This window comes from Microbacterium nymphoidis (assembly GCF_021044885.1).
Lineage (GTDB): Bacteria > Actinomycetota > Actinomycetes > Actinomycetales > Microbacteriaceae > Microbacterium > Microbacterium nymphoidis.
In genome coordinates this window covers 63840-80346 of the sequence record NZ_JAJNOD010000006.1, presented here as the reverse complement: position 1 = coordinate 80346, position 16507 = coordinate 63840, and the positions used below count along the sequence as shown (strand labels likewise).

Sequence of the window (16507 nt, the reverse complement as noted above, 5' to 3'; positions counted from 1 at the left end):
GCCTCCGTTTCTGCAAGAACCAGCTGTCAGGAGCACGCTCGCATGCCCGAAGTGTTCGATCCCGCATCCGCGACGATCGTGGTGGTGACCTACAACCGGTCCGCTCTCCTCACGCGCCTGCTCACCTCCATCGAGGCGATGGATCCGAAGCCCGGGCACCTGGTCATCGTCGACAACGCCTCCGTGGACGACACCACCCAGGTGGTCGAGTCGTTCCGGGAGCGCATCGGCACCGAGATCGTCTACCAGCGCCTCGCCGAGAACACCGGCGGATCGGGCGGTTTCAGCGAGGGTGTGCGTCTGGCCTACGAGCTGGGCTCCACCTGGCTGTGGATCATGGACGACGATGTCGAGGTGATCGCGGACGGACTGGCCCGCATGGGTCACTGGGGACAGCGATTCCAGAGTGTGCAGGGGCGCCGGTACGACTTCGATGGCAGCGAGTTCTACTGGCAGTACCGCCTGTCCATCCCCCTCGGCATCCCGATCCCCTTCGCCCCCGCGGGCTTCGACGACAGCGGTTACCGCGAGATGAACTCCGGGTGCTTCGAGGGCATGTTCATCCATCGCGACATCGTGCAGCGCATCGGCCTGCCCGATCCCCGCTTCTTCATCTACTGGGATGATTCGGTGTACGGCTGGCTCGCGTCGCTGCAGACCCGCTCCGCCATCGTGAACGAGTTCGTGCTGCGACGCACGCGTGAGATCAAGCAGTGGGACATGGGGATTCGTCACCTCAACGCGTCCAGCGATGCGTACCGGTACTACATCATGCGCAACCGCGCGCACATGGCCCACTACTTCAAGCAGCACGGTGCGTACCGGCCCGTCCGCTTCCGGATCGGCACGGCCCTGACATTCGCGAAGGAGCTGATCCGTCTGCTCCTGGTGGAGCGCAAGGTGCGCGGCACCAGCAATCTCTTCCGGGGCCTGCGCGACGGGCGCGTGATCGCCCGGGATGCCGACTGGCGTCCGATGCAGCCGCTGCAGCCGGTGGAGAGCGCGGCGTGAGCTCCGGCTCACCATCCTCCGAGGCGCGCCCGCAATGGGTGTTCGCCCCGAAGCCGAAGCGCCGCACCGGACGTGTCGTCCTGATCGTGGCGCTGATCGCCCTGGTTGTCGCGATCGCGTTGGCCTCGGTGATCCTGCTGATGCCCCGGGCTGACTCTCCGGGCGGCGGGGCGACGACGGCGACACCGACTCCCCCGCCGACGGCCAGCGCGTCTGCAACGCGCACGCCGAGCAGCAGCGTCACGCCACCGCCGACAGCCACGCCCACCGCGACGGCAGCCCCGGATCCGACGCCGACGGATGAGCTTCCCCCCGTGGACCCCGAGGAGCCGCTGCCCGTGCCCACCGATGCGGTGACCGCGCCCCCGGTGGTCGTGCCCGATACCGGTGCCTTCGCCACCGCCATCTCGCCTCGGGTCGCCGACGCCGACACCGGCCTCGGCATGCTCGCCTCGCAGACTCCAGACGCCGCGTTCGACATCGTTCGAACGCTCGAACAGGACGCGATGATCCTCGCTGACGAGAATCCGCCGGACTCGATCGCCTCCTCGTGGCGTCCGACCGTGCAGACCTATCTGGGCGCGCTGGGCACCCTTCGTACTGCGATCGGTGACGGCACGGACACCGTCGCTCCCCTGGCAGAGGTCCGAACCGCGCTGCAGGCGGTCAAGGATCTCGCCGGGCTCTGAGCCTACGGCGTGGTGCTGTCGGCGTTGTACCGGTCCAGCACCTCACCGATCGGACCGTCCAGGGCCAGCTCGCCCGCGCGCAGGTACAGGCCGCGCGTGCAGAAACGGCGGAGGTCACGTTCGTTGTGGCTGACGAAGAACAGCGTGCGCCCCTCCGCCAGCAGTTCCTCGATGCGTCCGTAGCACTTCTCACGAAACGCCTTGTCACCGACGGCGAGGACCTCGTCGACCAGCAGGATCGGCGCGCCGAGTTGCGAGACCACGGCGAAGGCGAGTCGCACCTTCATGCCGTTGGACAGATGCTTGTACGGCGTCTCGAGTCGGCCGTGCAACTCGGCGAAATCGATGATCTCCTCGAACCGGTCGGCCACCTCGGCCCGGCTCATGCCGTGCAGACCCGCGATGAGGCGGACGTTCTCCGCGACGGTGAGGTCGCCGACGAAACCGCCGGTGAGCTCGATCAGCGGCGCGACGTCGTCGTGAACGGCTACGGTGCCCGCGTCCGGCAGCAGCACGCCGGCCACGAGCTTCAGGAGGGTGGACTTGCCCTGCCCGTTTCGGCCGACCACACCGATCGCCTCGCCGGCCTCCACCCGGAACGAGACGTCCTTCAGTGCCCAGAACTCGGCGCTTCCCGGATGGCGGCGGGCGCGAGACGAGAAGAGATCCTTCAGGTTCGGGCGCCCGCGCCGGGCCCGGCGAAAGCGGATCCCCAGACCCGTCACCTCGATCGCGGCCACGTCACAGCCCCTTCAGTACGGTCGGTTCGAGGCGGCGGAAGACCGCGGCCCCGAGGATCAGCAGAGCCACCACCTCGACCGCGGCGATCAGCACCACGGTCCAGTCCTCCTGGGAGGGGAAGAAGCCGATGCGGTACAGCGAGAAGATCCCCGCGAGCGGGTTGAAGGCCCCGATCACGTCGAAGGGTGCGGGGAGGTCACCGATGCCGTAGATCACCGGGGAGGCGTAGAACAGGGCTCGCAGGACCAGGCGCGTCGTGCGCTCCAGATCGGAGAAGAGCACGCAGATCGGGCTGATCAGCAGCCCCAGCCCGATCAGCAGCAGCAGCTGCATGATCACCGCCACCGGGAACCAGAGCAGGTTGATCGTGACCGGAGCGCCGTTCACGACCGCGAACACCACGAGCACGGGGATGGAGAAGAGGAACTCGACGCCCTTGCTCACGATGATCCGGTTGACCCAGATCGAGCGGGGGATGGCCGTGGAACGCACCAGTTTGGCGTCCTTACGGAACGCCCGGGTGAAGTCGGTCACCGCGGCGTTGAACCACACCCACGGCAGCAGCCCGAGGATGAGGAAGACGATGTACGGGTCGCCTCCGACTTCTTTGCGGTGGAACACCTGCGTGAAGACGAACCAGTAGATCAACGACATCACCAGCGGATCCAGGATCGACCACAGGTAGCCGAGCGCACTGGTGGCATAGCGCACGCGCAGATCGCGCGCGGACAGCAGCCACAGTGAGTGCAGGTACCGCCGCGGAGAATCCGATTCGCGTCGGACGGCGCGCACGCGCGTCACCGCGCTGATCCTGCGGGAGCGCCGCTGTGCCGGGGACGCGGGTTCACCATGTTCCGAGTCTAGGCCGACGGCCACGCGAATCCGGTGAGCTCGAGCTCGCGCTCGAAAGCCGGTGCCAGGCGATCGGCGAACTTCCACGTCAGGTGGTTGTCATCGAGGTAGACCGCGAGGTCGCCGAAGGTCGCCGGGCAGATGCCGTCCGGGCAGAGGTAGTCGCTCATATCCACAACGTACGCGCCGTCCAGCTCCGCCAGCCCGGCGGCGGGGTCTTCATCGGCCAGCACGTCGGAGCGCAGTCTGCTGCACGCGGTGGGATCGTCGAGGTTCTGCTCGGCGCAGAAGTACATGTTCTCGTCGAATCGCGGATTGTCGCGGATGAGGATGACCTGGCTGCCGGCATCGAGCAGCGTCATCACCGTGGTCTCGATCGCGGGCATCTCGACCTCGTCGGGAGAGTCCGCCGCGGCCCGCGTGCTCATCAGGACCACCACGGCGGGAGGCGAGGAGAGCAGATCTTCGTACACCTCGTCGTTCCACTGCCGGCATTCGGGCGTGAAGGCGATGTCGCTGTCCGGGGCGAAGGGACATCCACCGAGGAGGTTCGCGGTGACCTTCATGTCCTGCCGCTGCAACGCCGGGAGCATCGCCCCCATCCACTGCTCCGCGTGGGAGTCGCCGACGAAGGTCACCCGCGGGGCGCCGTCGTGGCCGTCCTTCTCACTGCAGTGCTCACGCGCCACCTCGCCGGCCGGTTCCAGCGCGCCGGAGCAGAACCCGTTGTCCAGACGCACCCACTCGTCATCGAGCTTCGTGCCCGGCGGGATCAACGTCCGGATGGGCTGGGTGGGCTCGAAAGTGAGGTCCGCCTCCAGCATCGCCTCAGCGGCCGCCGCACGGTACTCGGTGTCCAGCTGCCATGCGTAATTCGGAACCGCCACCAGTCCCATGATCACGGCGGTGGCGAAGTAGGACCGCCACGGGAGGGCCGAGGGCCACTTCCAGTTTCCGAGCGGGCGTTCGATCAGATAGTGGAGCACAACGGCCACGACGAACGAGGCGCCGATGATCGCAGCCCCCTCCGCGAGGTCCGGGCTCGTCCCCGTCACGACGATCCAGGTCGTCAGCAGCGGCCAGTGCACCAGGTACAGCGCATAGGCGATGCGGCCGAGCCAGCGAAGCGGTGCTGAGCCGAGCACGATCGTGAAGCTGGCGCGCGTGCGTCCCGCCACGACGATCGTCGCGGCGGCGAGAGTCGGCCACAGCGCCAGATAGCCGGGGAAGCCGCCGGACACGTCCAGCACGATGCCGCATGTCAGGATGGCCAGCAACCCCAGCCAGCCGAGGATCTCCGCGATCCACCGCGGCAACCGGAGCCCGACGGGCAGCAGCGCGACGAGGGAGCCGATGGCGAACTCCCAGAGACGTGCACCGGTGTCGAAGTACGCGAATGCCTGGTTCTGCTGCGTGGTGACGATCGAGTAGGCCAGCGAGGCTGCGAAGATGGTCAGGAAGACCACCAGCGCCACCGACGCCACGCGGATCCTCAGCAGGCGGGCGATCCCCCAGCACAGGAGGATCACCAACGGCCACAGCAGGAAGACCTGCATCTGGATCGACAGGGACCAGAAGTGCAGGAACGGTGTGACCGAGTTCGCATCTCGCGCGTAGTAGTCGACGCTGTTGAGCGCAAGCTCCCAGTTCTGGAAGTAGAACAGCGACGCGCGCGCCTGCTCCCACGCGGCGTTCCACATCGAGGGCGGGAACACGAAGAACACCGTGATGAGGGTGGCGGCGATCGTGGCCGCTGCCGCCGGCACCAGGCGCCAGAAGCGCTTCGCGTAGAACGCCCCCAGACCGACCCCACGCCCGGCGTCCGCGCGACGCACCAACGACGACGTCATGAAATATGCCGACAGCAGCAGGAACACGTCGACGCCGCCGGAGACGCGTCCTACCCAGACGTGGTAGATCACGACCAGAACGATCGCGAAGGCGCGGAGGCCGTCGATGTCGTGACGGTAGGCGGGCGTGCGTGAGGCGGCGGTTCGAGGGCCGTCGGAGATGCGGGGGGAGGTCATTCCGGGATCATGCGAGATCGTGCGGCCGGTGTTCCCGGCCGCACGACGACATCATGCGAGGTTGTTGTTCCACATCGACAGGGCGGAGCCGATCGCCATGTGCATGTCTAGGTACTGGTAGGTGCCGAGACGGCCGCCGAAGTGCACGTCCTTCTCGCCCTTGCCCAGTTCCCGGTACGCGAGCAGACCGTCGCGGTCCGCGGCGGTGTTCACCGGGTAATAGGGCTCGTCGTCGCGGGTCGCGAAGCGGGAGTACTCGCGGTGGATGACCGTCTTGTCCTTCGGATACAGCTCGGCGCGCTCCGGGTGGAAGTGCTTGAACTCGTGGATGCGCGTGTACGGCACGTCGGCGTCCGGATAGTTCATCACCGACGTCCCCTGGAAGTCGCCGATGTCCAGGACCTCTTCCTCGAGGTCGATGGTGCGCCAGCTGAGCGCGCCCTCGGCGTAGTCGAAGTAGCGGTCGACGGGACCGGTGTAGACGATGGGAACCTGTCCGACCGTGGCCTTCTTGTTCAGCGGCTGAGACTCGTCGAAGAAGTCGACGTTCAGCTTGACGTCGATGTTCTCGTGATCGGCCATCCGCTCCATCCACGCCGTGTACCCGTCGACGGGCAGACCCTCGTGGGTGTCGTTGAAGTAGCGGTTGTCGTAGGTGTAGCGCACCGGGAGACGGCTGATGATCGACGCCGGCAGCTCGCGGGCGTCCGTCTGCCACTGCTTGGCGGTGTAGTCCTTGATGAACGCCTCGAACAGCGGGCGACCGATCAGGCCGATGCCGCGCTCCTCGAGGTTCTTCGCGGTGTGAGCCTCGAACTCCCCGGCCTGCTCCGCGATGAGTGCACGCGCCTCGTCCGGCGTGTAGGCCGCGTTGAAGAACTGGTTGATGGTGCCGAGGTTGATGGGCAGCGGGTATACGACGCCCTTGTGGGTGGAGTACACGCGGTGCACGTAGTTGGTGAACTTCGTGAAGCGGTTGACGTACTCCCACACGGTCTCGTTGGAGGTGTGGAACAGGTGGGCCCCGTAGCGGTGCACCTCGATCCCGGTAATGGGCTCGGCCTCGCTGTAGGCGTTGCCTCCGAGGTGGTGGCGCCGGTCGATGATGGTGACCTTGCGCCCGGCGGCCGCTGCCCGCTCTGCGATGGTGAGGCCGAACAGGCCGGAGCCGACGACGAGAAGATCCATGGGTTTCCTTCGTGTTGATGCAGCACACCCCAGGGCAGAAGGCGCACCGGACCCTACTGTAACGGAGCGGGCTGGGATTTCCGGTTCAGCCCGCGGCGATGGCCGCATCCAGGCGGTCCGAGAACGTGGGCAGCAGGCGCAGCACGTACTGCAGGCTCAGGTGGTCGGCGTCGTAGAAGACCGCCATGCCGCCCACCGCGGCGAAGCAGGTGGTCTCATCGCACATCCGATCGGACAGGTCCATCAGGTGCACACCGGGCCCTGCGACCGTTGCCGCTGCCACGATCGGATCGCCGGGAAGTGCCGTCTCGCGCGGCACGCCGCACGCCGTCGGGTCGCTCGCGCGCAGCACGACGCAATCGGGCGGGCGCACCTGGCCGTTCAGGGGCGTGTCCGCGATCGCGATGACCAGGGATCCGGCGGCGGCCCACCGCTGCCAGGCGGCGGCCAGGCCCGCGGTGAACTGCTCCGCCGGGTCGCGGCCGGACCCATCGTCGACGAGCTGCTGACGAGCCGCCATGGAGGTGAACACCAGGTCGGGACTCTCCTGCTCGATCTGGGCGATCACATCCGCACTGTACGTCCGGCAGCGGTCGCGATCCACGTCGCCCCAGATGTCCCGGAACCCGGTGAAGGCGACCTCGGCGACCGGACACCCGCCGAGGAAGCTGATCGTCAGCTCCCAGTTCCGCTCACGCGCGAGGGAGAACAGCGCGCCCTGCCACTGCTGGGCGTGGGAATCCCCCACCAGCCAGACGCGTGCCGTGGGCTCGGCGTCCCCGAAGATGCACCGGTGAGTGGTCAGTTTGTCGTCGTAGGTCAGCGAATCGACGGCCTCCCCGCACTCCGGCGGGGTTGCGAAGTACTCGTCCTGGGCGGTGGACTCGGCATCGATCACCGGTGCGTTCACGTCGCAGGTCGCCGGATCGGCGAGCGCATCCGGGCCGGTGCACTCCCCCGCTCCCGTGACGTGCGCGGGTGGAGCGGCCGCCGCGTTGTCCGCGGTGATCCTCGCGGCGATCCCGATCGCGAAGCACGCCGCCGTGATGACGGCCACGGCAATCGCCGATGCGACGAACGCGCGACCGGCGGACAGGGCGAGAGCGGGGGCGCGCATGGCGGGGACCTCCACGAATCGTCGGGTGCCCCACGCCAGGACGAGCGTTGCGGCGATGATCAGGACACGATGCCCGTCTTCCAGCGGCGCGCGGATGAGGAACGGGAGCAGCACGATGACGGGCCAGTGCCACAGGTACCAGGAGTACGACACCTCGCCGAGCCATTGCACGGGGCGCAGCCCCGCCAGCTGATCCCAGAACGGCAGCCGTGCCGTGCCGGACCCGCCGATGATCACGGCGGCGGTCGCGAGCACGGGGACCGCCGCGATCGCACCGGGGAAGGCCGAGGAACCGCGCAACGTGAACACGCACGCGATGACGGTGGCCAGCCCGCCGACGACGAGGGCGAAGACCAGCAGCCTCGGAATCCGCCGGTTCTGGCAGAGGAGGGCCACGAGACCCCCGGCCGCGAACTCCCACGCGCGGGTGAAGGTCGAGAAGTACGCCGCCGCCGGCGTCAGCGCGGTGAGCCACACGGACAGCCCGAAGCTCACGATACCGAGCACACTGAGCGCGAGCACCACGCGGTTGCGGAGCGCACGGCGACGACGCCGGATCATCACGGCGGCCAGCAGCAGCACCGGCCAGATCAGGTAGAACTGCTCCTCCACCGACAGCGACCAGTAGTGCTGAACGGCCGATGGGGCAGCGTCGTGGGCGAAGTAGTCGACAGAACTGATCGCCAGCGCCCAGTTCTGCGTGTACAGGGCGCTGGCGCCGATCTGGAGCGCATTCACGGACCACCGGGTCACCGGCAGCAGCACCACCACACCGACCAGGGTGACGGCGAGAACCAGGAGCGCCGCGGGCAGCAGCCGCCGGATCCGCCGGGCGTAGAACTCGCGCAGGCCGATGCGCCCCCTGCTGCTCAGCTCCCGGAACAGGTGATCCGTGATGAGGAAGCCCGAGATGACGAAGAACACGTCGACACCGATGAACCCACCGGTCACCGCACGCGGCCACAGATGGTTCAGCACCACGGCGAGGATGGCGATCGCTCGCAGCGCCTGGATGTCGAGCCGGAATCGGCGTCGCGCGTGTGCTCGCGCTTCGCGGCGCGTACGAGGCGCCGCCATGGCGATAGCGGATGTCACCGGACCACCACGTCTCTATTCGAGCGTCGGCGTTGGCCGAGTGGTGCGCCAGAGGGCGGTGGCGCGCCAGACCGCAACGCCGACGAGCGGAAGCGCGACGACGGCGAGAGCACCAGTGACACCGCCGAAGCCCGTGGCGGGAATGAGGAGACCGACCGTGACCACCGCACCGGCGACCGCGCTACGCGAGAGCACGCGGCCTTGCCCCAGGGCGACCAATCCTGCCAGGCCCACAAGCTGTCCGATGCACTCGCTGGCGAACGCGATCGCTCCGATCACGGCCAGCAGCGGCGATATCTCGATGCTGCCCAACAGCTGGCTGAAGACTGGCGCCAACGTGGCGAAGCACACTCCTCCAGCGAGCCCGATCCCGATCGAGAACCACATGACCGTGCGTGCGCGCGTGCGCAGAAGGTCGGCTTGCTCGCCCACCCAACTCTGCGCCGCCTGGAGGATCGGGCCGAGCACGATGACGCCGTAGCGGAATATGCGGTCCACCATGCCGAACACGGGAACCGCAGTAGGACTGAAGATCTGGAGGAGCACCGCAGGAAGGGTCGTCGCGAGGTTACCGAACAACAGCGTCACCAGGCCGTGCCCCTGCGTGCGCATCTCGGCGGCGAGCGCCGATGGCGCGGGGCGGTGAAGGCGCGCGCCGTCTTGACCGCGCAGCGCGACGATGAGCCCCACCAACACGCCTCCCATGGTGAATGCCGCTGTCGCTGCCAGATATGCCCACAACGCCGGAACGATCACGACGGCGATCAGCCCGGCGATCTGGCCGAGGATGGCCGGCAATGCGTCGTACGTGAGAAGCGCCAGCGGACGGTTGGTTCCCACGAAATACCAGGCAGCACCGACACCCGGGACGGTGTACGTCAGGGTCGCCAGAATCGCCATCGCGGGATCCGAGCCGAGCGCAATACCCAGGATGATCGCGAGCGGGCCGACAACAAGCAGCAACGGAACCCGTGCGAAGAGCGAGTCGACGAGGAACTGGCGACGGTCTTCCGGTGCCAGCGCGGCCACGGAAGCAGGACCTGTCGCTCCCCACCCGAATGCCACGAGGATTGACGCGAACTGGTTGATGGCCTGCAGCAGGTAGAGATTTCCCCAGCCCGCGGTGCCGAGCACATCCGTGATCAGCTTGATGGATACAAGGCCCACCACGGTCGAGGCGATGACCGAGATCGAGAAGAGCGCACTGCGCCGGAACAGTGCGTGGGAGAACAGCCGACGAAGTGGGAGCGGCATCACCGCAGCCGCGCCTGCACCTCAGCGGGAATGCGGCCGAGCACACCTCGTCGGGCGTCACGGCGTCCCCAACGAATAGCACGAAGCTGCACGGCGCGGTCCGGTGCCAGCAGCGAGCCTCCGATCACCATTTCCCAGAGCTTGCGATTGCGTAACCGCGTCCAGTCGCGGGCTTGATCACGGTAGGTCTGGGCAAGCCACAGGCTGTTGCGCACCATGTAGTACGTGCGCGCTGGCGAGTGGTAAAGCACGTGCCGCGGCTTGCCACCCAGCACGAGGTGGCGGCCGAATACCTTTAGAGGCACGAGCTCGCCAAGTTCATGTGCCATGTGCAGACCACGGTCAGCACGGAATTCCATCCCCATCGTCACGGCACGGACTGTGAAATCACTGTCGACCGCATCGATGAAGAGATCCTCATTGAACAGACCGACCCGATCGAAGGTGGCCATCGGCACGACCTGCCCTGACTGGATCGGGTCGAAGGGCTGGCCGTCCGGGAGATAGAGGATCGGTGCCCCTCCGACGACGCCAGGAACAGCCGCAGCGACGATCGCTCCGTCCTGTTGCGAACGCTCGAGAGTCGCCAGGAGGCGAGCGACGTGATCGGGGGCGAGAGCTGAGTCCTGATCGAGCGTCACGACGTGCGTCGCCCCCAGTTCGCGGGCACGGTTCACGGCGGTGTTCAGCGCCGCGGCGATCCCTCGGTTCGTGGGCGAGGAGACCGTATGAATGCGGTCATCACCGAACTCGATCGTCTCCAGCGTGTGGGAACCGTCATCGACGAGCACGATCGCATCGACCTGATCGAGCACGTCGAGCATACGATCGCGCAGGTCATCCGGGGCGTGAAACACCGAGACGACGGCGATGATCCGGTGCTCTGTACTCATGTGGTCCTTCGGTCGACAGCCAGATTCCGATGGTAGTTCATCGTGCCTGGCGGACCGCTTCGTAGACGCCGCGCACGCGACGACGAAACGCGTCCTGTCCGTAGACGCCATCCGCCCAGACCCGCGCGCGTTCGGTGCGCTGCACGTCCGGTGCCCGCAGCTCGGCGATCACGGCACGGGCGAACTCGGCGGGATCCTCGGTGACCGCGGCGAACAGATCCTGCGCGTCAATGCCCTCGGCGCCGACGGGCGTGGCGACGACGGGCACGCCGCGCAGCATCGCATCCAGAGTCTTGAACTTCACCCCGGCACCGGTGTGCAGGGGAGCGACGAAGACGCTCGCACCGGCGTACCAGGGCTCCAGAGAGTCGACGAAACCGGTGACCTCCACGCCCGCTGCCCGCGCGGAGCGCTCAAGCGACTCCGGCGGATTCGCACCGGCGATGACGAACCGCGACTCCGGGACGGCCGCCGCCACCTGTGGCCACACCTCGTCGAGGAACCACTGGGCGCCGCGATGGTTGTCGGGGCGGTTCAGGGCACCGGTGAAAAGCACGACGGGGGCGCTCGGGTCCGGGGACCGCTCCGGTGTCGTCTCGGGACCGAGACCCGGATGCACCACCTCGACCGGGGTGCCCGGCCGCAGCCGCTCCACGAGCGCCGCGTCCTTCTCGCTGAAGACGATGAGTACGTCCAGGGCCGCGAAGGAGGCGGCCTCCCGGCGGGCGCTTCGACGCGCCGCCAGCCGGTAGCCCGCGCGCAGCAGCGGGTTGGCGGCCTGGGAGGCCGCACGCTCCCAGCGCTGTGTGATCACGTCATGCGCCACACCGACCAGACGCGCCTTCGGCAGCCGCGCGCGCACGCGCGGGGCGAGGGCGATCATCTCCGACCAGTGGAACTCGATGATCTCGGCGGCGGCGAGCTCTGGCCACGGCGCACGCTCGGTGGCGAACAACCGGCGCCATGGCCATGGCACCGCGCTTCCCTGCCACGCCGACTCCAGGTCCCACAGCAGCTTCGCACCGCCGCGCCCACCCGGGCCGACACCCTGCAGCAACGTGCTGGGCGGTTGTGCCGACCGTCCGCGGGCCTCCCGGTTGACCGGGGTGTCGGGGGCGAAATGGTGGATCGCGAAGTCCTCGGCCAGCGCGTGGTCCTGAGCGAGGACATACTGCCCTCCCGCATGGGCGATCGCGGGGTACGGGATATACTTTGTGACGCTGGCCAACATCGGAATCCCGTCCGACCGAGCCGACGTCGCTGAGGTGTCAGCAGGAGCCATTGCTCCAGCCTAGTCAGCGTCCGCGTCGCATCTGAGGATTGATCATCGACTACACCGCTGTCATCATCGCCTACCGCCAACCCGCGCTCCTCGCGGCGGTGATGAACCGCCTGGCGTCCCAGACCCTTCTGCCCCGCGAGGTGCTCGTCGTCGACAACGGCGGCACGCTCAGCGCCGCGGACATGGCAGCCATGCCACTGTCCGACCGGGTACGTCTCATCGAGCGTCCCGACAACCCCGGTTACGCCGTGGCGGCGAATCAGGCGCGCGGCACCGCCTCCGAGGCGGTGCTCGTCCTGACCCACGACGCCGACTTCGACGATGCTCTGGCGGCCGAGCTCTGCGACGCCCTGGCCGCACACCCGACCGCCGGCGCGGCCGCCCCCGTGCTGCGGTGGTCCTCCGATCCGGAGCGGGTGTTCTCCGCGGGCGGCTACCTCACCGCCGGGGGACGCGGCGGACATCTCACAGCCCCCCGCGCGGCCCAGCCCTACCCGGTGGACTGGGTCGACGGGGCCATCGTGATGTACCGCACCAGCGCGCTGGATGGGATCGGCTGGATCAGCGAGGACTACTTCCTCTACTTCGAAGACGTCGACACCGCCTGGCGGATGCGCCGGGCAGGACACGAGACGCTCGTCGTGCCGTCCGCGCTCGCGCGTCAGCAGCCGGGCGCGCATCCCATGTACCTCGGTATCCGGAACATGACGCTGTTCGCCCGCACCGCGGGAATCCCGCCGCTGCGGCAGGCTGGGGCTGTGCTGCGCCGCGTCGCGGAGGAGTCCGTCGGCGGCCTTCTGCGCGGGCGCGCCCCGCATCCGATTCAGGCGTGGCGTGGGTGGCGTGATGGACGTCGCGGGGTCACCGGCAAGCCGGAGGACCGATCATGACCATCGATGTGATGCTCCCCTACTACGGGGATTCCGAGCTTCTCCGTCTCGCCGTGCAGAGCGTTCTGGCGCAGACCTTCACCGACTGGCGGCTGGTCTGCGTCGACGACGGCAGCCCGGACGGTGGCATCCACGACTGGCTCATGTCGTTGCACGACGAGCGCATCGTCTCGATGCGCAACGAGGCGAACCTGGGCGTGGCCGGAAATTTCTCCCGGTGCCTCGAGCTGGTGCAGGCCACACACTTCACGATGATGGGCAGTGACGACATCATGCTGCCCGATCACCTGGCTGTGCTCGATGCCGCCCGTCGCCGGTACCCGGACGCGCAGCTCCTCCAGCCGGGCGTGCGGGTGATCGACGGCGACGGCAGGCCCGCGCTTCCGCTGGCCGATCGCATCAAGGCGATGCTGCGCCCCCGCACCGACCGCCACGATGTCGTGCTGCGTGGCGAGGAGATGGCGACGAGTCTCACCCGCGCCGACTGGGCGTACTTCCCCTCGCTGCTCTGGCTGACCGCTCCCGCCCAGCAGGTGGGCTTCAACCGGCAGTACGAGATCGCGCTCGACCTCGGGCTGATCCTCGACCTCGCGATGCGCGGCGGCAGTCTGGTGGTGCTGGATCCCGTCACCTTCGAGTACCGCAGGCACCGGGCATCCGCATCGATGTCAGCGGCTCGCTCGGGGGAACGGTTCGCTCAGGAGAAGCGGTTCTTCGCCGACTACGCCCGCACCTTCCAGGCCCACGGCTGGAAGCGCGCCGCGGGAGTCGCGCGCCGCCACGTCATCTCCAGGCTGAACGCGCTGAGCGAGCTGCCGGGCGCGCTCCTCTCGGGAGGCGCCGGAGCATCCCGCCTCCTCCGGCACGCGGTCCGCTGAGTCCCGACCCGTCGGCGGGTACGGCGCTGCCCTTTCCGGGACTGCGCCGCTGCCGGGGGTCAGCTCCCGGGCGCGGTCGGATCCGTGCTCGCGTCCCGGTCGCGATCCTCCAGTGCGTCCAGTCGCGCCCCGAGGATCGCCACTTCCTCCGCCAGGCGACGAGTCTCGTTCTCGCTCTGTGACAGCTCCCACGACAGGTGCAGCGCCACCCCGATCAGGACGACGATCGCTGCGGCGAAGAACAGGTTGACCGGCAGCTGGACACCGAGCAGGCGAGTCGCGCGCTCCAGCAGTCCGGGGAAGAGCCCCAGCACGAGCAGCACGACGCCCAGCAGCAGCCACAGGATCGCGTACTTCTCGCGCAACCGGCGGGTCAGCAGCATCCACATCACGGGGATGATCACGCCCAGGGAGACGATGATGCCGAGAATGCTGATCATCATGCGGCGTCTCGCTTTCGACGGGGGTTCGGGCGCATCAGGGCCAGGGTGAGGGCGAACACCGAACGCAGCAGATACACGGCCGAGCCGAGGGGTCCCTGGCTCGGGGTGCCGTGCTGACGCGGGCGCATCGCCACCGGCACCTGCGTGACGGTGAGGCCGGCGTGCAGGGCCGCCACCAGCGAGTCGAGGGTGTCACCGAGATACTCGGCGGGGTAATACCGCACGTACTGGTCGATGGCCCGCGGCCCTGCAGCCCGGAAGCCGCTGGTCACGTCGGTGAGGCGGACGTGCGCGACGGCGGAGACCACCTTCGCGAGCACGATCATCGCCCAGCGACGAGGACCGCGCACCGAGTAGTCGCCGACGTCGGCGAATCGTGCCCCGATAGAGATGTCCGCGTGGGCGAGGCCGGCGAGCACCTCGGCGATGTCCGCCGGATTGTGCTGGCCATCGGCGTCCACCTGGATCGCCTGGCTGTACCCCCGGCGCTTGGCATAGGTGAAGCCGGCGCGCATCGCGCCTCCGACGCCGAGGTTGTACGGCAGGGAGAGCACCCGTGCGCCCGCCGCACGGGCGACCTCCGCCGTGGCGTCGGTCGAGCCGTCGTCGATCACGAGGACGTCGTAGGCAGGATCGGCGCCGATGATCTCGCGCACCGTGTTGCCCACGTTGCGTTCCTCATTCCACGCCGGGACGAGGATGAGCACCCGGCCGTCGGGTGGGGTCACGAGCGATCACTCACCTGGAGGTACGCGTCCAGCGACGCGGTCCACGCAGACGGCGTGAATCCGGTAGCGGTGATCTTGGCCAGCTCCAGAACACTGTTGCGTGGCCGCGGCGATACCGGAGCCGTGGCCGAGGCGAAGTACTCCGCGGTGCTCACACCGCTGACGCGCTCCGGATCGGCGCCGACGGCCGCGAAGACGGCCCGGGCGATGTCAGCCCACGAAGCGGCCTCGCCCTCTCCCGTGACGTTGTATGTGCCGAACGGCGCGGACGAGTCGAGCAGGTGCCGGATCGCGGCGGCGATGTCCGCGGTGAACGTGAGCCGGCCGATCTGGTCGTCCACCACCTTCGGGTCGACACCCCGCTCGGCGAGCGACGCCATCGTGCGCACGAAGTTCTTCCCCTCGCCGATCACCCACGAGGTGCGGACGATGTAGTGACGCGGAGCCGTCGCCGCGGCGATGTCGCCGGCGGCCTTCGTCTGGCCGTAGACGCCGAGCGGCGCGAAGGGGTCCTCCTCGGTGTACGCACCCGACTTGGCGCCGTCGAAGACGTAGTCGCTCGACACCTGCACGAGAGTGATGGCGAACTCCGTGGCGATGGCGGCGAGGCTGGCGACGGCGACAGCGTTCGCGGACCAGGCATCGGCGCGTCCTGGGGAGACCTCGGCCGCGTCCACCGCGGTGTATGCGGCGGCATTGATGATCGCGCCGTAGTCCCGCCAGCGCCGCGCGTCGCGCAGCCCCGGAGCCGTGACGTCCAGGTCGGACCGCCCGGCGAACTCGACGTGCGCCGCCCCCGCATACGCCTCGCGCAGTGCGAGGCCCAGCTGCCCGTCCGCACCCAGTACCAGGATGCGCTTCGGCGGGATCGGGGTGACATCGGCCAGCCGCGGGTGGTTCTTGTCCTTCTCGCTGATCTCCACCTCTGCGAGCGGGATCGGCCACTCGATCGCTGCGGTCTCGTCGGCCAGGTTGAGGAACGAGTAGGACGCGTTCGGTGACCAGTGATCGTTGACGAGGTAGGTGTATGCGGTGTCGGCCTCGAGCGTCTGGTACGAGTTGCCCACGCCACGGGGAACGAAGATGGCGCGCGACGGGTCCAGCTCGGTGGTGTACACCGCCCCGAAGCTCGGCCCCTCGCGCAGATCCACCCAGGCACCGAAGATCCGGCCCGTGGCCACCGAGACCCACTTGTCCCACGGCTCCGCGTGGATCCCGCGTGTGGTGCCCACGGCGTCGTTGAAGGACACGTTGTTCTGCACCGGCCCGAAATCGGGAAGACCCAGGGCCGTCATCTTCTCGCGCTGCCAGTTCTCCTTGAACCAGCCGCGAGCGTCACCGTGCACGGGAAGTTCGAGCACCACGAGCCCCGGAATCGGCGTCTCGACGAGCGAGAGAGCCTTTCCGTACTCCGTCATC

At 68.2% G+C, this 16507-nt stretch carries 15 protein-coding genes; 4 read left to right on the top strand and 11 right to left on the bottom strand.

What is annotated here, in order from left to right:
- The first annotated feature begins 42 nt into the window (after positions 1 to 42).
- A complete protein-coding gene (locus LQ566_RS15320) occupies positions 43 to 1011 on the top strand; it encodes a glycosyltransferase (RefSeq protein ID WP_231092643.1) in 969 nt (322 codons plus the stop codon).
- Positions 1008 to 1700, top strand: a complete 693-nt coding sequence (locus LQ566_RS15315) for a hypothetical protein (RefSeq protein WP_231092642.1) — start codon at positions 1008 to 1010, stop codon at positions 1698 to 1700. Before LQ566_RS15320 ends, LQ566_RS15315 begins: the two co-directional genes overlap by 4 nt.
- A 2-nt stretch (positions 1701 to 1702) precedes the next feature.
- Here LQ566_RS15315 and LQ566_RS15310 read toward each other — a convergent pair whose 3' ends face one another.
- The 8 genes from LQ566_RS15310 to LQ566_RS15275 all read right to left on the bottom strand — a co-directional run bounded on the left by LQ566_RS15310 (position 1703) and on the right by LQ566_RS15275 (position 12149).
- Entirely contained in the window at positions 1703 to 2440 is a 738-nt protein-coding gene (locus LQ566_RS15310) for an ABC transporter ATP-binding protein (RefSeq protein WP_231092641.1), read from the bottom strand.
- Between the two features lies 1 nt (position 2441).
- Positions 2442 to 3242 (bottom strand): ABC transporter permease, encoded by an 801-nt coding sequence (locus tag LQ566_RS15305; protein ID WP_231092640.1) that lies wholly within the window; start codon positions 3240 to 3242, stop codon positions 2442 to 2444.
- Between the two features lie 59 nt (positions 3243 to 3301).
- Positions 3302 to 5320, bottom strand: a complete 2019-nt coding sequence (locus LQ566_RS15300) for an acyltransferase family protein (RefSeq protein WP_231092639.1) — start codon at positions 5318 to 5320, stop codon at positions 3302 to 3304.
- Positions 5321 to 5371: 51 nt separating this feature from the next.
- On the bottom strand, positions 5372 to 6508 hold the full coding sequence (gene glf / locus LQ566_RS15295) for a UDP-galactopyranose mutase (protein ID WP_231092638.1): 1137 nt from the start codon (positions 6506 to 6508) through the stop codon (positions 5372 to 5374).
- 85 nt (positions 6509 to 6593) lie between these two features.
- Positions 6594 to 8702 (bottom strand): acyltransferase family protein, encoded by a 2109-nt coding sequence (locus LQ566_RS15290; protein WP_231092637.1) that lies wholly within the window; start codon positions 8700 to 8702, stop codon positions 6594 to 6596.
- 33 nt (positions 8703 to 8735) lie between these two features.
- Entirely contained in the window at positions 8736 to 9974 is a 1239-nt protein-coding gene (locus tag LQ566_RS15285; RefSeq protein WP_231092636.1) for a lipopolysaccharide biosynthesis protein, read from the bottom strand.
- Entirely contained in the window at positions 9974 to 10867 is an 894-nt protein-coding gene (locus LQ566_RS15280; protein ID WP_269143268.1) for a glycosyltransferase, read from the bottom strand. The genes LQ566_RS15285 and LQ566_RS15280 overlap by 1 nt, the downstream gene beginning before the upstream one ends.
- Before the next feature lie 37 nt (positions 10868 to 10904).
- Positions 10905 to 12149: a glycosyltransferase gene (locus LQ566_RS15275; protein ID WP_231092634.1), complete on the bottom strand. Its 1245-nt coding sequence runs from the start codon at positions 12147 to 12149 to the stop codon at positions 10905 to 10907.
- 38 nt (positions 12150 to 12187) lie between these two features.
- Here LQ566_RS15275 and LQ566_RS15270 point away from each other — a divergent pair, with 38 nt between their 5' ends.
- A complete protein-coding gene (locus tag LQ566_RS15270) occupies positions 12188 to 13039 on the top strand; it encodes a glycosyltransferase family 2 protein (protein WP_231092633.1) in 852 nt (283 codons plus the stop codon).
- Positions 13036 to 13917 (top strand): glycosyltransferase family 2 protein, encoded by an 882-nt coding sequence (locus LQ566_RS15265; protein ID WP_231092632.1) that lies wholly within the window; start codon positions 13036 to 13038, stop codon positions 13915 to 13917. Before LQ566_RS15270 ends, LQ566_RS15265 begins: the two co-directional genes overlap by 4 nt.
- 59 nt (positions 13918 to 13976) lie before the next feature.
- Here the strand turns inward: LQ566_RS15265 and LQ566_RS15260 are convergent, their stop codons facing one another.
- From LQ566_RS15260 to LQ566_RS15250, 3 genes are read right to left on the bottom strand one after another with little or no spacing between them, the layout of a single operon-like run.
- A complete protein-coding gene (locus tag LQ566_RS15260; protein ID WP_231092631.1) occupies positions 13977 to 14360 on the bottom strand; it encodes a DUF2304 domain-containing protein in 384 nt (127 codons plus the stop codon).
- Entirely contained in the window at positions 14357 to 15088 is a 732-nt protein-coding gene (locus LQ566_RS15255) for a glycosyltransferase family 2 protein (RefSeq protein ID WP_231092630.1), read from the bottom strand. Before LQ566_RS15255 ends, LQ566_RS15260 begins: the two co-directional genes overlap by 4 nt.
- Positions 15085 to 16506, bottom strand: coding sequence for a sugar nucleotide-binding protein (locus tag LQ566_RS15250; protein ID WP_231092629.1), 1422 nt, complete (start codon positions 16504 to 16506; stop codon positions 15085 to 15087). The genes LQ566_RS15255 and LQ566_RS15250 overlap by 4 nt, the downstream gene beginning before the upstream one ends.
- Position 16507 lies beyond the last annotated feature (1 nt).

Coding starts and splice junctions, on each gene's coding strand:
- LQ566_RS15320 (WP_231092643.1), top strand. CDS start 43: ATGCCCGAAGTGTTCGATCCCGCATCCGCGACGATCGTGGTGGTGACC.
- LQ566_RS15300 (WP_231092639.1), bottom strand. CDS start 5,320: ATGACCTCCCCCCGCATCTCCGACGGCCCTCGAACCGCCGCCTCACGC.
- glf (WP_231092638.1), bottom strand. CDS start 6,508: ATGGATCTTCTCGTCGTCGGCTCCGGCCTGTTCGGCCTCACCATCGCA.
- LQ566_RS15290 (WP_231092637.1), bottom strand. CDS start 8,702: ATGGCGGCGCCTCGTACGCGCCGCGAAGCGCGAGCACACGCGCGACGC.
- LQ566_RS15285 (WP_231092636.1), bottom strand. CDS start 9,974: ATGCCGCTCCCACTTCGTCGGCTGTTCTCCCACGCACTGTTCCGGCGC.
- LQ566_RS15280 (WP_269143268.1), bottom strand. CDS start 10,867: ATGAGTACAGAGCACCGGATCATCGCCGTCGTCTCGGTGTTTCACGCC.
- LQ566_RS15275 (WP_231092634.1), bottom strand. CDS start 12,149: ATGGCTCCTGCTGACACCTCAGCGACGTCGGCTCGGTCGGACGGGATT.
- LQ566_RS15265 (WP_231092632.1), top strand. CDS start 13,036: ATGACCATCGATGTGATGCTCCCCTACTACGGGGATTCCGAGCTTCTC.
- LQ566_RS15260 (WP_231092631.1), bottom strand. CDS start 14,360: ATGATGATCAGCATTCTCGGCATCATCGTCTCCCTGGGCGTGATCATC.
- LQ566_RS15250 (WP_231092629.1), bottom strand. CDS start 16,506: ATGACGGAGTACGGAAAGGCTCTCTCGCTCGTCGAGACGCCGATTCCG.